14 protein-coding genes are annotated in these 13224 nt (G+C 72.4%); 3 read left to right on the top strand and 11 right to left on the bottom strand.

Going from position 1 to position 13224, the window contains the following annotated elements; translation table 11 throughout:
- Positions 1-6: 6 nt before the first annotated feature.
- The 4 genes from menD to N798_RS09880 are packed head-to-tail and all read right to left on the bottom strand — an operon-like array spanning position 7 to position 3651.
- Positions 7-1776, bottom strand: a complete 1770-nt coding sequence (gene menD, locus N798_RS09895; RefSeq protein WP_035948116.1) for a 2-succinyl-5-enolpyruvyl-6-hydroxy-3-cyclohexene-1-carboxylic-acid synthase — start codon at positions 1774-1776, stop codon at positions 7-9.
- Entirely contained in the window at positions 1776-2234 is a 459-nt protein-coding gene (locus N798_RS09890) for a DUF3817 domain-containing protein (protein WP_035948115.1), read from the bottom strand. The genes menD and N798_RS09890 overlap by 1 nt, the downstream gene beginning before the upstream one ends.
- A complete protein-coding gene (locus N798_RS09885) occupies positions 2231-3412 on the bottom strand; it encodes an alpha/beta fold hydrolase (protein WP_035948114.1) in 1182 nt (393 codons plus the stop codon). Before N798_RS09885 ends, N798_RS09890 begins: the two co-directional genes overlap by 4 nt.
- Positions 3409-3651 carry a hypothetical protein gene (locus N798_RS09880; RefSeq protein WP_156971697.1) on the bottom strand — a complete coding sequence of 81 codons (243 nt, stop codon included), beginning with the start codon at positions 3649-3651 and terminating at the stop codon, positions 3409-3411. The genes N798_RS09885 and N798_RS09880 overlap by 4 nt, the downstream gene beginning before the upstream one ends.
- Positions 3652-3778: 127 nt before the next feature.
- Between N798_RS09880 and N798_RS09875 the strand changes: the two genes are divergently transcribed.
- Positions 3779-5215 carry a mycothione reductase gene (locus tag N798_RS09875; protein ID WP_035948112.1) on the top strand — a complete coding sequence of 479 codons (1437 nt, stop codon included), beginning with the start codon at positions 3779-3781 and terminating at the stop codon, positions 5213-5215.
- Here N798_RS09875 and N798_RS09870 read toward each other — a convergent pair.
- The 7 genes from N798_RS09870 to N798_RS09840 form a co-directional block, all read right to left on the bottom strand.
- The gene (locus N798_RS09870; protein WP_035948110.1) at positions 5212-6525 is read right to left on the bottom strand and encodes an MFS transporter; all 1314 of its coding nucleotides are present in this window, start codon (positions 6523-6525) and stop codon (positions 5212-5214) included. The genes N798_RS09875 and N798_RS09870 overlap by 4 nt on opposite strands.
- A gap of 66 nt (positions 6526-6591) precedes the next feature.
- Positions 6592-6981: a DUF779 domain-containing protein gene (locus tag N798_RS09865; RefSeq protein WP_035948109.1), complete on the bottom strand. Its 390-nt coding sequence runs from the start codon at positions 6979-6981 to the stop codon at positions 6592-6594.
- A gap of 22 nt (positions 6982-7003) precedes the next feature.
- On the bottom strand, positions 7004-8521 hold the full coding sequence (gene exaC, locus N798_RS09860; protein WP_035948108.1) for an acetaldehyde dehydrogenase ExaC: 1518 nt from the start codon (positions 8519-8521) through the stop codon (positions 7004-7006).
- Positions 8522-8626: 105 nt separating this feature from the next.
- Complete coding sequence (locus N798_RS09855) at positions 8627-9856, bottom strand: helix-turn-helix domain-containing protein (protein ID WP_035948107.1); 1230 nt, start codon at positions 9854-9856, stop codon at positions 8627-8629.
- Positions 9857-9989: 133 nt separating this feature from the next.
- On the bottom strand, positions 9990-10325 hold the full coding sequence (locus tag N798_RS09850; protein ID WP_035948106.1) for a TfoX/Sxy family protein: 336 nt from the start codon (positions 10323-10325) through the stop codon (positions 9990-9992).
- A 3-nt stretch (positions 10326-10328) separates the two neighbouring features.
- Complete coding sequence (locus N798_RS09845; RefSeq protein WP_198030736.1) at positions 10329-11054, bottom strand: VOC family protein; 726 nt, start codon at positions 11052-11054, stop codon at positions 10329-10331.
- Entirely contained in the window at positions 11051-12040 is a 990-nt protein-coding gene (locus N798_RS09840) for an o-succinylbenzoate synthase (protein ID WP_035948105.1), read from the bottom strand. The genes N798_RS09845 and N798_RS09840 overlap by 4 nt, the downstream gene beginning before the upstream one ends.
- A 59-nt stretch (positions 12041-12099) precedes the next feature.
- On the opposite strand from N798_RS09840, the gene N798_RS09835 reads away from it, so the two are divergent.
- A complete protein-coding gene (locus tag N798_RS09835; RefSeq protein ID WP_035948104.1) occupies positions 12100-12345 on the top strand; it encodes a hypothetical protein in 246 nt (81 codons plus the stop codon).
- A gap of 61 nt (positions 12346-12406) precedes the next feature.
- Positions 12407-13224, top strand: an 818-nt coding sequence (locus tag N798_RS09830; protein ID WP_035948160.1) for a 1,4-dihydroxy-2-naphthoyl-CoA synthase, incomplete at its 3' end; no start/stop codon positions are given.

Genomic DNA, 13224 nt, shown 5'->3' with positions numbered 1-13224 from the left:
GTCCGCTCAGCCCGAAATCGCCAGGGCCTCGCGCGCGACCTGCCGCAGCCTCTCGTGCGCGGATCGGTGCGACTCGGGGTCGACCGGCACCTCGACGACGGTGAGGCCGGCGGGCGTCGCGGACAGCGCCTCGGCCGCCTCCTCGCGCGTGCGCGCAAGAACGTGGCGTATGCCGTGTGCCCGGCACAGTGCCCCGAAGTCGGTCCCCGTCGGCGTGCCGAAGATGCGGCCGAAGTCGTCGGCCCGCTCGGGCGCCCCGTGCTCGAGGGTGCGGAAGATGCCGCCGCCCCCGTCGTTGGTGACGAGGATCGTGAGGTCCGGCCGGGGCTCGTCGGGTCCGATGACCAGCGCGTTGCTGTCGTGGAGGAAGGTGAGGTCCCCGACCCAGGCATAGCTCGGTGCGTCGGTCGTCAGGGCGAGCCCGACGGCGGTCGAGAGGCACCCGTCGATGCCGGCGAGACCGCGGTTGGCGACGACGGTGAGTGGCGCGTCGCGGGGGGCCATGCCGAGGTCGAGGTCGCGCACCGGGTTGGAGGATCCGACGAAGAGCCGCGCCCCTTCGGGCAGGACCTCGCCGACGAGCATCCCGACGGCCAACCCGGTCCCCCACTCGGCTGGGGACGCCGACACCGCCTGCGCGACAGCCGATCCGGCGTCCGCCCACGTCGACGCCCACGCTCCGTCACCCTCCGGGCCGGACCCACCGGCGAGCTCGACCAGCGGGTGGACGACGTGGGCGACATGGCCCGGGTCGGACCACTGGGGCTGGGCGCTGAGCGCCTCGACCCGCACGTCCGGGTTGCGCAGGAGTCCGGCCACGGCACGGGACAGGGTCATGCGTCCGACGACGAGCACCCGGTCCGGCAGGTGCTCTGTGAGCCAGTCGCCATCGGTGAGGAGCAGCGGGCCGTGCGGCACGACGCCGTCGCGGACGTGGTCGCCGAAGGGCTCCGCGATGATCGGGAACGACTGCGACGCGGCCCAAGAGACGACCTGCGCCGAGGTCACCGGTGACGGCGAGAGGTCGCCGAGCACGACGAGCGTGCGTGGGACGTCGCGCAGAGAGAGGGAGCCGCCGATCCGAGCTTCACCCGGCACCTCGACCCACGGCATACCGTCCGCCCGCCCCTCATGCACCCCCAACTGATTGCGCTCCAGCGACACGGAAGCCCCGGAATCCCGGCCTGTGGTGTCGCTGGTGCGCAAGAAGTCGGGGGTGAGGGGGTCGCGGAAGGAGACGTTGAGGTGGACAGGCCCGCGGTGCGAGGCGGGCACACCGCTGCCCGGTGCGCCGAGAGCGGCGGCGAGGGCGCGGCATACGGAGGTGCGGTGATAGGCGCCGACCGACTCGACCGACTCGGGTGCGGGTAGGTCCGCGGACCAGCGCATCGCCGGTCCGAAGATGCCCGGCTGGACCGTCGTCTGGTTGGCGCCCGTCCCCCGCAGCTCGGCGGGGCGGTCGGCGGAGATCACGACGAGGGGCACGCCGGTGTGGTGGGCCTCGAGCACCGCGGGGTGGAGGTTGGCCACAGCCGTGCCCGACGTCGTGATGACGGGGACCGGTGCGCCAGAGCCCTTCGCGAGCCCGAGGGCGAGGAACCCGGCTGTCCGCTCGTCGACCCGGACGTGCAGGCGCAGGCGACCGTCACGCTCGGCCTGCTGGACGGCATACGCCAAGGGTGCGGAGCGCGACCCGGGTGCGAGGACGACGTCACGCACCCCACCGCGGACGAGCTCGTCGACGAGGACGCGAGCGAGCGCGGTGGAGGGGTTCATCAGCTGCCCGAGGCGGGCGGGCCGACGAAGAGGGCGACACCGGTGAGCCCGGCGACGGCAACGACCCCGACGACAGCGGCGAGTCCCGGGTTGCGGGTGAGCCAGGCGAGGACCCGCTCGGGAAGTGACCCCGGGGTCTCCCCCCCGGCGGCGAACCGCCACAGCCCTTCGAGCAGCCCGGCGGACTCGGCCCGCCGGTCGAAGAGCACGGTGGCGAACGGAGGGATGGCGCTGACGAGCGCGAGCATCCCCACGCCCAGGGACCAGCGCTGGTTGACCCACGTCGTGAGCGCGACGAGGCCGTAGGCGATGAAGACGACCCCGTGCACCATCCCGAAGATCCGCACACCGAGGTCGGTCGTCTCGGTGACGTACTTGAGGAACATGCCGAGCAGGAGCAGGGCCCAGGTGATCGCCTCGGCGACGGCCACCCGGCGGAACAGCAGCTTGGGGGTCACGAGTCGCGATTCTGCCACCGGCGCTCGGAGCGGAACTCATGCACCACCGGCTGCGCGCCCGGCGCGGTCGCGAGCGCCGGCGCCAACGAGGCACGCCACGCGCGCAGCGACACGTCGTCGGAACGATCGGCGGCAGCGGCGGTCGAGCGGTAGGCCGAGAGGGCGTGGGCACCAGCGGTGAGGTGCGCACCGGCAGGGATCGGGGCCGACGCCTCGACCGTCGTCCAGCTCCGCCGGTCCGGCGGCGGCGACAGGTCGAGGGCGTGGACCGGGTCGGTCCGGTGCTGGAGCGAGAGGACCTGGGTCGTGACGGGCACCGGGAAGTCGTCGATGGGCGACCCGGCGGTGACGACGTGCGTCACCCGGTGCCGCCGGGCGAAGGCTGGGTCGGACGCGAGCGCCGCGGCGACGATCCCACCCTGGCTGTGGCCAACGAGCACGACCCGGTCCCGAGGGCTCGCCCGGTCGGCCTGCGCCAGTGACAGCGCCCGTTCGGCGGCCACCTTCGAGGCACTCGTCGCGTGCAGCATGAGGGCGACGTTGGCCGGCCAGTCCATGGGCACGGGGTCGCCCTCGGCCCAGCCGCCGTGCGTCCCCGGCACCTGGACGACCCAGGTCGTCGTGCCGTCGGCCAAGGGGACCTCGAGCACGCGCACTCCGCCCCGGCTTCCCTGACCACCGAGGGTCTCGACGCCAGCGAGGAGGGAGTCCGTCGTCGTGGGTGCCGGGACGTAGTCGGGCGCCGGCACCTCCGTGACCGAGACGTCCCATCCCTCGCCCTCGTCGAGCAGACCGAACGCCCGACCCGTCGTCTCGGACACGAGCCACGCGATGCCCATCGCCTGGTCGTGCAGCCCCGCGACGAGCCCGCGGACCGACGCCTCGGCCGCTTCGTACCTCTCCGCAGACCGGTCGGTCGAGGCCGCGAGGTCCCGCAGCCGCTCGACGCCGTGCTGCACCGCATCGGCGCATGCCGCAGAGGCCAGCCGTGCCCGAACGACGAGGTGGGCGAGGTCGGGAGAGGCCGAAATGAGGTCCCACGGCGGCGCGCGCCATCGCTCGGGCACCACGCGCTCGATCTCGTCCGCGCTCGCCCGAAGGCGCGACGCCGCACGTCGCAGGTCCTCGACCGCGACCTCGATCCCGCCGGCCCCACCGGTGACGACGAGGTCGCTCACGCCGCCCGCTCCGCCGCGTCGGCCACTCGGTCGAGGAGGTCGGCAACGGCGTCCTCGCGGGCGGCGAGGTCGTGGAGCTCACGGAGCCGCACGTCGATGATTCGCCGGAACTCCGCGGCCGACGGAGACCGCCAGCTCAGCTCCGACACCCTCACGAGCACGGCACACTCGCGCCGGGTCGTGTCGGTCGCCTGCCGCCACCGTCCCGCCCGCCGTCTCAGGTCCCCCGCGTCGATCATGCGACCAGCCAACGCCCCGTCGAGGACCGCGTCGAGCCTGCTCGCCCGGGCCTGTGGACGACCAACCGCGACCACCGCCCATGTGGACGGCCGAGAGAGCCGGAAGCACCCGGCATACGCTGCTGCTATGGCGAGACACCACGACCTGATCATCATCGGCACCGGGTCGGGCAACTCGCTCATCACGCCCGAGCTCGAGGGACTCGACATCGCCATCGTCGAGGAGGGCACGTTCGGCGGCACCTGCCTCAACGTCGGCTGCATCCCGACGAAGATGCTCGTCCTGCCCGCCGACCGCGTCCTCGAGTCGCGCGAGGCGCAGCGGCTCGGCGTGACGATCAGCCGCGACGTCGAGGTCGACTGGCCGGCGATCCGCGACCGGATCTTCGCCGACCGGATCGACGAGATCGCCGCGGGCGGCGAGCGTTACCGGCGCAGCCAGGACTTCGTCACGGTGTATGCCGCGACGGCCCGTTTCGTCGGCGAGCGCCGCCTCGCGCTCTCGACCGGTGAGGAGATCACCGCCGACCGGGTCGTCGTCGCCGCGGGTTCGCGCGCGGACCTGCTCGAGATCGACGGGCTCGACCGCGTCGACCCCGACCGCAGCGTCCACACGAGCGACACGGTGATGCGGATGGACGCGCTGCCGCGCCGGATGGCAATCGTCGGCGGGGGGTTCGTCGCCTGCGAGTTCGCCCACGTCTTCGGCTCGCTCGGCGTCGAGGTCACCCAGATCCAGCGGTCGGCCCACCTCCTGCGCGCCGAGGACGCCGAGATCTCGCGCCGCTACACCGAGCTTGCCCGCGGCCACCACGACGTCCGGCTCGAGACGACGGTGTCCGGCGCGACCCGCGCGGACGACGGCACGTGGACCCTGCACCTCAAGGGTCTCGACGGCGACACCGACGTCGAGGCCGACGCCGTGCTCGTCGCCATCGGCCGGACGCCCAACGGCAAGCGACTCGACGTCGAGGCCGGCGGCATCGAGCTCGACGACCGCGGTGTCGTCGTCGTCGACGAGCAGCAGCGCACCACCGCCGACGGTGTCTGGGCGCTCGGTGACGTCGCCAACGCGTGGCAGCTCAAGCACGTCGCCAACCACGAGGCGCGGGTCGTCGCCCACAACATCGCCGTCGACACCGGTCGAGCCCGCGAGTCGGACCCGAAGCCGATGGACGCCGACCACCGCTTCGTCCCGCACGCCGTCTTCGGCCACCCGCAGGTCGCCGCGTTCGGGCCGACCAGGGCCGAGCTCGACGAGGCGCAGACCCCCTACGTGAGCTACACGCAGTCGTTCGGCGACACGGCATACGGGTGGGCGCTGGAGGACACGACCGGGATCCTCACCGTCTACGCCGACCCCGAGACCGGACAGCTGCTCGCCGCGCACTGCATGGGGCCGCACGCCTCGACGCTCATCCAGCCGCTCATCCAGGCGGCGTCGTTCGGGCAGGACGCGCACACCGTCGCGCGCGGGCAGTACTGGATCCACCCCGCGCTCGCCGAGGTCGTCGAGAACGCCCTGCTCGGCCTCGACCTGCCGGCCAACGACCAGGTGGACTAGGGCGTGGGGTTGCGCGCGTCGTAGCGGAGGAAGCCCGGCGTCACCCGCGCGAGCACGACCATCGCTGCGACACAGGCAATCCCGCCCGCGAGAGCCGTCGTCCCCTCGCCGACGTTCTCGGCGACGAACCCGCCGAGCAGCTCACCGAGACGCGGTCCTCCGGCGACGACGACGATGAAGACGCCCTGGAGACGGCCGCGCAGGTGGTCCGGCGTCGCCGACTGCAGGATCGTCGTGCGGAAGACCGCGCTCACTGAGTCCGACCCGCCCGCGACCGCCATGCAGACGAGCCCCACCCACAGGGCCTGACCGCGGGTGAGTATGTCGCCGGCGGCGAGCATCGCGGCCCCGAGACCGGCGATCGCCGCGCCCCAGCCCACGATCGAGACGAGGATGGCCCGCCCCTGGTGGACGACCGAGCCGAGACGCCCGGAGAAGAACATCGCGCCGATGCCCCCGACGGCGGCCGCCGCCGAGAGCGCGCCGACCGTCGTCGCTCCCCCGCCGAAGATCACCGCGCCCGCCGCCGGGAAGAGCACGCGCGGCTGGGCGAGCACCATCGCGCAGATGTCGGAGACGAAGGTCATGCGCACGTTGGGCCTCGTCGCGAGGAACGAGAATCCGTCGAGGACCGACCGTATGCCGGGTGCCCGCCGCTGCCTTGCGTCCGCAACTGTGGTGGCCAGGCCGTCACCTTGCCGGACGCTGTCGGGTTCCGGTGGGAGAGATGGCAACCGGGCCAGTCCCCACAGTGCGGCGGTCGTGATGATGGCGTCGACGGTGTAGGCGGCTCGGAATCCGCCCCAGTCGACGAGGAGGCCGGCGAGCAACGGCCCCACCGTCATCGACGCGTTCATCGCGAAGACCGAGAGCGCGTTGGCGGCGGGCAGCTGGTCGCGCCGGAGGATGCGCGGGTAGATCGACGTGCGGGCCGGCGACGACACCGCGAAGGCCGCGTTCCACGCCGCCACGAGCGCATAGAGGACGAGCACCGACGTGTTGCCCATCCACGCTTGCACCGCGCACAGCACGGACACGACGAAGGCCACCGACTGCGCGACGAGCCCGACGACGCGGCGGTCGAAGTGGTCGACGAGCGTCCCGCCGTAGAGCCCCATGACGACGAGCGGCACGAGGGCGCACAGCCCGACGACGCCCACCGACGCCGTCGACCGGGTGAGGTCGTAGACCTGGAGCCCGATGGCGACCACGGCGAGCTGGGAGCCGACGTTCGAGAGGGTGAAGCCGGCATACAGGCGGCGGTAGTCGGTGTTGCTCCTCAGCGGTTCGAGGTCGAGGAGCAGGGGCACGCGAGCGAGCCTACGTCCGGAGGTGGGCGGCCGGCATACGCGACCGCCCACCTGTCCCGGAGGGCGTCAGAGCAGGTCGAAGGCGACGAGCTCCTCCTCGGTCATGAGCCGCGAACGGATGAGGAAGCGCACGCCCTCGGGGGCCTCGACCGAGAAGCCCGAGCCGCGGCCGGGCACGACGTCGACGGTGAGGTGCGTGTGCTTCCAGTACTCGTACTGCGACGCGCTCATCCAGAACTCGACGGGCGTCACGCCCTCGGGCGCCAGCGTGCCGAGCAGCACGTCGGCGTCCGAGGTGAGGAACTCCCCGACCGGGAAGCACATCGGTGACGACCCGTCGCAGCACCCGCCGGACTGGTGGAACATCAGCGGACCGTGGGTCCGCTCCAGGCGGGCGAGCAGCTCTGCGGCAGGGTCCGTGAGCTCGACGCGGGTCGCCACCGATGGCTGGTTCATCGCTGCATCGCTCCCGGCCGGCTCAGAAGAAGCCGAGCTTGTCGGGGCTGTAGCTGACGAGCAGGTTCTTCGTCTGCTGGTAGTGGTCGAGCATCATCTTGTGGTTCTCGCGCCCGATGCCGGACTGCTTGTAGCCGCCGAACGCCGCGTGCGCCGGGTAGGCGTGGTAGCAGTTGACCCACACGCGTCCCGCCTCGATGCCGCGACCGAGCCGGTATGCCGTGTTCGTGTCGCGCGTCCACAGTCCCGCTCCGAGGCCGTAGAGGGTGTCGTTGGCGATGCGCAGCGCGTCGTCCTTGTCGCTGAAGGTCGTCACCGAGAGGACCGGGCCGAAGATCTCCTCCTGGAAGATCCGCATCGAGTTGTCGCCCTCGAAGACGGTCGGCTGGATGTAGTAGCCGCCCTCGAGCCCCTCGACCGTGCGCCTGTCGCCGCCGGTGAGCACCTTGGCGCCCTCCTGCTTGCCGATGTCGAGGTAGCTGAGGATCTTCTCGTGCTGGTCGCTGCTCGCCTGCGCGCCGACCATGACGGCCGGGTCGAGCGGGTTGCCGACGGTGATGGCGTTGACGCGCTCGATGGCGCGCTCCATGAACCGGTCGTAGATCGACTCCTGGACGAGTGCGCGGGACGGGCAGGTGCACACCTCGCCCTGGTTGAGCGCGAACATCGTGAAGCCCTCGAGCGCCTTGTCGAAGAACGCGTCGTCCTCGGCCATGACGTCGGAGAAGAAGATGTTCGGGCTCTTGCCGCCGAGCTCGAGGGTCACCGGGATGATGTTCTGCGAGGCGTACTGCATGATGAGCCGCCCGGTCGTCGTCTCGCCGGTGAAGGCGATCTTGGCGATACCGGTGTGCGACGCGAGCGGCTTGCCCGCCTCGACGCCGAAGCCGTTGACGACGTTGAGGACGCCGTCGGGCAGGAGGTCGGCGATGATCTCGACGACGCGCAGGATCGACACCGGGGTCTGCTCGGCGGGCTTGAGGACGACGCAGTTGCCGGCCGCGAGCGCGGGGGCGAGCTTCCACGTCGCCATGAGGATCGGGAAGTTCCACGGGATGATCTGGCCGACGACGCCGAGCGGCTCGTGGAAGTGGTAGGCGATCGTGTCGTGGTCGATCTCGGAGATCCCACCCTCCTGGGCGCGCACGGCGCCGGCGAAGTAGCGGAAGTGGTCGATGGCCAGCGGCAGGTCCGCGGCGAGGGTCTCGCGCACCGGCTTGCCGTTCTCCCACGTCTCGAGGACGGCGAGCTCCTCGAGGTGCTCCTCGAGCCGGTCGGCGATCCTGAGCAGGATGTTGCTGCGCTCGGTCGTCGACGTGCGCGCCCAGGCGTCCTTGGCGTCGTGCGCGGCCTGGACCGCGGCGTCGATGTCGGCCTGCTTGCTGCGGGCGACCGTCGCGAACGCCTTGCCATCGACCGGCGAGATGTCCTCGAACGTCTCGCCGTCCTGCGCCGGGACCCACTTGCCGCCGATGAAGTTGTCGAAGTGCGACGGGAGCGCCACCTTCGAGCCCTCGGCGTTCGGGGGTGCGTAGACCATGACCGGACCTCCTTGTCCACGAGGTGACGCGCCACTGCGTCACCACCTGGTCCGGACGCTAGGTCGGGAGAGGTTGGTCGAAGGTTGGCCGGGCTCGGCCGGGCGTCAGAGCTGCGCCGCGCGCCGCTGGGCGACGAGCTCGGCCCGTGCCGGGTGCGGGTGGTCGCCGAGCACCGCGAGCGCCCGCTCGACGACCTCGACGTCCCACGGCACCGCGCGGGCGTAGCGGGCGACGACGTCGGGCCGTGGGTCGGCGAGCAGTGACTCGCGCACGGCGACCGCGAGGTACTCCCCCGTCTGCGTCAGCTCGGGCGAGTCCGTCCCCGGCACGAGATCTCCTCCGTATGCCGTGACCGCCTTCTCGACATCACCGCTGCGGACCGCGCGCATCACCTCGACGGCGTCGCACGACACCGGCAGGTCGAGCCGGTAGGGGCGCGAGGCCAGCCGCCCCCCGAGCGCGTGACGGAGGTGGGACACCTCGGCCTTGAGGGTCGAGGGCGAGACCCGAGCGTCGCCGTAGAGCGCGGCGTGCAGGGCATCGAGGGTGAGCCCCTCGGGGTGCAGCGCGAGGAGCGCGACGATCTCGCTCTGCCGCCGCGTGAGGAGCAGCCGCGAGCCGTCGAGGTGCGCCTCAGCCGCGCCGAGGAGCCGGAGCGCGAGGCCGGACCCCAGCCTCGGCGCCGCGGCGGCAGGTCCTCCGCGGGGGATCTCCCGCTCGAGCAGGGCGGCCAGCGCGGTCGCCGTCGCGGCACCGATCGGGTGGGTCCGGTCCCAGGTCGTCGACAGGTCGAGGACGCCGATCTGCTCGCCGGTCGTGGGGTCGTGCACGGGCGCCGCCCAGCACACCCAGTTGTGGACGATCGGCGCGTAGTGCTCGGCCGAGAAGACCGTCTGCGTCCGCCCGGTCCGCTGCGCGAGGCTGAGCGCGTTGGTGCCGACGCTCTCCTCGTCCCACCGACCGCCTGCGACGAAGTTGACCCGCTCGGCCTTGCGGCGCATGACGCGCCCGCCGTACGTCCACAGGATCCGGGTGTCACGGTCGGTGACGGCGACGACGAGGTCGCCGTCCTCGGCGGCGCGCCGCAGCTCGGTCGAGATGTTGCCGACGGCGACGTGCAGCGGCGAGTCCTCGAACTCGGCCCGCGTCTGGTCGGGGTCCGCCATCGGCGCCTCGGTGACGCCCTCGGGGACGCTGTCGGCGCTGCGGTCCCAGCTGTCGACGATCGTCTCGTCGACGTCGTCCGGTCGTGCACGAGGCCCGACCCGGTCGGCCCATGCGGAGCGGGCGCGCTCGAGCGCGGTGCGCCGCCCTCTCAGGCCCTTGGTCGCCATCGACCCTCCATCCGCCGGTGCCTGTCAGGGTAGGCACCCCACCTGTGCGGCGACCAGCAGTTCGCCAACATCGCCGGGTGGGCGGTCGCCCGCGGCGCCATGTGGCCGCTCCGGCCGCCCGGGCGGCGCCTCGTCACTGCTTCGGCGGCAGCGAGCGCGCGAACTCCACGCCACGACCGACCCACAGCCGCAGCCGCTCGTCCTCGGCGAGCTCGGGACCGTCGACGAGCAGCCACCCGGCCATCGCACGCCCGCGCATCTCCATCGGCCCCACCGACTCCCCGTCGGTCCACGCCTCGCCGTCGGCGGGGTCGACCCGCACCATGAGCGAGCCACCGCTGCCGGCGGCCACGGCCATGTGGCCGTCGAGCATGAACCCGAGCCCGCCGAACATCGCCCGCGTGCTCAGGCCCGGCTCGTTGTCGAGCAGGTCGTGAAGCCTCTGGGCCAGCACCTCGTCGTAGGCCATGGTTCAGGGCTGCCGGTCGGTGAGGCAGTAGGTGCGCCCGGCAGGGTCGTGCATGACGGTCCAGAACTCCTGCTCCGAGACGACCTCGGCGCCGGCGGCGACGTGGACGTCCCGGCTCGCGGCCCGGTCGCGGCAGGCGAGGTCGACGTGCCCGCGTGCCGTGCCGCTCGCCTCCCCAAGCCGCTGGAGCAGGAACCGCACCGGTATGCCGTCCGGCCGGGTCAGCGACACGAACTCGGGCAGGCTGCCCGGACGCTTCGGCCATCCCGTCAGCGACTCCCAGAAATCGACCTCACGGGCGTAGTGCTCGGACGGGATGTCGACGCACACCTGGTCGAGCAGGTCGGGCTCGCCGTCGCGCACCTGGGTCGTCGCCGAGCCCGCGTTGGCCCACGAGGTGAGGCAGAAGGTGAAACCGGCCGGCGAGCGCAGGACGACGAAGTCGCTGTCGCGGTGGACCTCGGTCGCACCCAGACGCGTCGTCTTCTCGGCCGCCTCCGACAGCGGCACGTCGACGTCGAGGTCGACGTGCACCCCACCGCCGTCCCCGACCGCCTGGAGCTTGACCCACGCGTCCCCGCTGCGCGGCAGCAGTGTCGAGAACTCGTCCTGCGGCCCGCGTCGGTCGGCGAGCCGAGACCGGGTCACCTCGGCCCAGAACTCCCACGACCGGCCGGCGTCGGCCTCGGCCGTGTCGAGGAACACCCAGACCCAACGGACGTCGATCATCTCGCCTCCCATGCAGCCGTGACCCGCTCTCGCCACCATGCTGCCCGTTCAGGCGACGCTGCGTGCCGGTCGAGCAGCTCGGCGTCGGCGACGACCCGGCGGACCGGCAGCGCACCGTCCTGGGGCACGAGCGAGTCGGCCGTCACGTCGCCGTCGAGCAGGGCGACGGTCCCGAGGCCGCAGGCGTGGTCGAGCTCCGGCAGCGCGGCCGCGAGCGCGACCCCGGCAGCCATGCCGACGCTCGTGTCGAGCGCGGACGAGACGACGGCCGGCAGCCCGCACTCCTCGACGACCTGGAGCGCACGTCGCACTCCCCCGAGCGGTGCGGCCTTGATGACGATGACGTCGGCCGCCTCGAGGTCGCGCACGCGCAGCGGGTCCTCGGCCTTGCGGATCGACTCGTCCGCGGCGACCGGCACGTCGATCCCGTTGCGCGCCAGCACGACTCGCAGGTCGCGCAGCTCCTCGACCGTGCCGCACGGCTGCTCGGCGTACTCGATCCCGTATGCCGTGAGCCTCCCGAGCACGTCCCTCGCCGTGTCGACGTCCCAGGCCCCGTTGGCGTCCACCCGTATCCGAGCGGAAGGTCCCATCGCGTCACGGACGGCGGCCACACGGCATACGTCGTCGTTCGGTTCCTGACCGCGTTCGGCGACCTTGACCTTGGCGGTCGTGCACCCCGGGAACCGTTGCAGCAGAGCGGGGACGGCCTCGGCCGCGACGGCGGGAACGGTGGCGTTGACCTGGACCGAGTTGCGCACCGGGTCCGGCCAGCCGGTCCACGCGGCCTCGACGGCGGCGTCGAGCCACCGGCTCGCCTCGGTCGGTCCGTACTCGAGGAATGGGCCGAACTCGCCCCACCCCGCTGGACCCTCGACGAGGGCGACCTCGCGCTCGGTGACGCCGCGGAAGCGGACGCGCATGGGGATCGAGACGACCCGCAGGGTCGCCAGCACGTCATCGAGCGACGGTCCGGGTGGCGCCATGGGGCGAACCTACCCGCGCGTCTCTTGCCAACGGCGACGGCGTGAGCTGCGATGGGGGCATGCAGCAGACGACGATCAGCATCGACTCGGCCCTCCTCAAGCAGGCCCGCGGCTACGCGAAGCGCTCCGGCCTCACGTGGAACGAGTTCGCGGAAGGCGCCCTGCGGGCGCACCTCGAGATCGTCGACCCCGACGGCAAGGTCGACCCGGCCACCCTCACCGAGGCCGAGCGCACCCACTTCGTCGTCGTGCCCGACGAGGTCGTCGAGGCCGAGGCCGGCGCCGACTACGGCTGGCAGCGCTGACAGCCGGCCGGAGCCTGCCGCGGCGACCGGCGCCTCTCGGCGCCCCGTTAGGCTCCGACGCGTGACTGCGATCGATGGCGTGAGCGAGACGTTCGACCCGGCGGCGTGGGACGAGGTCGAGGGGTTCGACTTCACCGACATCACCTACCACCGGGCCAAGGGCCTCGGTGCCGTGCGCATCGCCTTCGACCGGCCCGAGGTGCTCAACGCCTTCCGGCCGCACACCGTCGACGAGCTCTACCGCGCGCTCGACCACGCCCGCCGCACCGCGGACGTCGGCGTCGTCCTGCTCACCGGCAACGGCCCGGGTCCGTCCGGCACGGGCAGCGAGGGCAAGTGGGCGTTCTGCTCCGGCGGCGACCAGCGCATCCGCGGCCGCTCGGGCTACCAGTACGCCGCCGAGGACACCGACGACGCGACTGCGGCGGGCGTCGACGAGCGCCGGGTCAAGGCCGAGGGCGGCCGGCTCCACATCCTCGAGGTCCAGCGCCTCATCCGCACGATGCCCAAGGTCGTCATCTGCCTCGTGAACGGTTGGGCGGCCGGGGGCGGCCACTCGCTGCACGTCGTCTGCGACCTCACCATGGCTTCGCGCGAGCACGCCCGCTTCAAGCAGACCGACGCCGACGTGGGCTCCTTCGACGGTGGCTACGGCTCGGCCTACCTCGCGCGCATGGTCGGGCAGAAGTTCGCCCGCGAGATCTTCTTCCTCGGCCGGACCTACACCGCCGACGACATGCACCGGATGGGCGCGGTCAACATCGTCAGCGCCCACGCCGATCTCGAGTCCGACGCCCTCCAGGTCGCCCGCGAGATCCTGTCGAAGTCGCCGCAGGCGCAGCGCATGCTCAAGTTCTCCTTCAACCTCGTCGACGACGG

The organism is Knoellia flava TL1, from assembly GCF_000768675.1.
GTDB lineage: Bacteria > Actinomycetota > Actinomycetes > Actinomycetales > Dermatophilaceae > Knoellia > Knoellia flava.
Note: the sequence above shows the minus strand (reverse complement) of the source record. Positions and strands in the feature narration are given on the sequence as shown.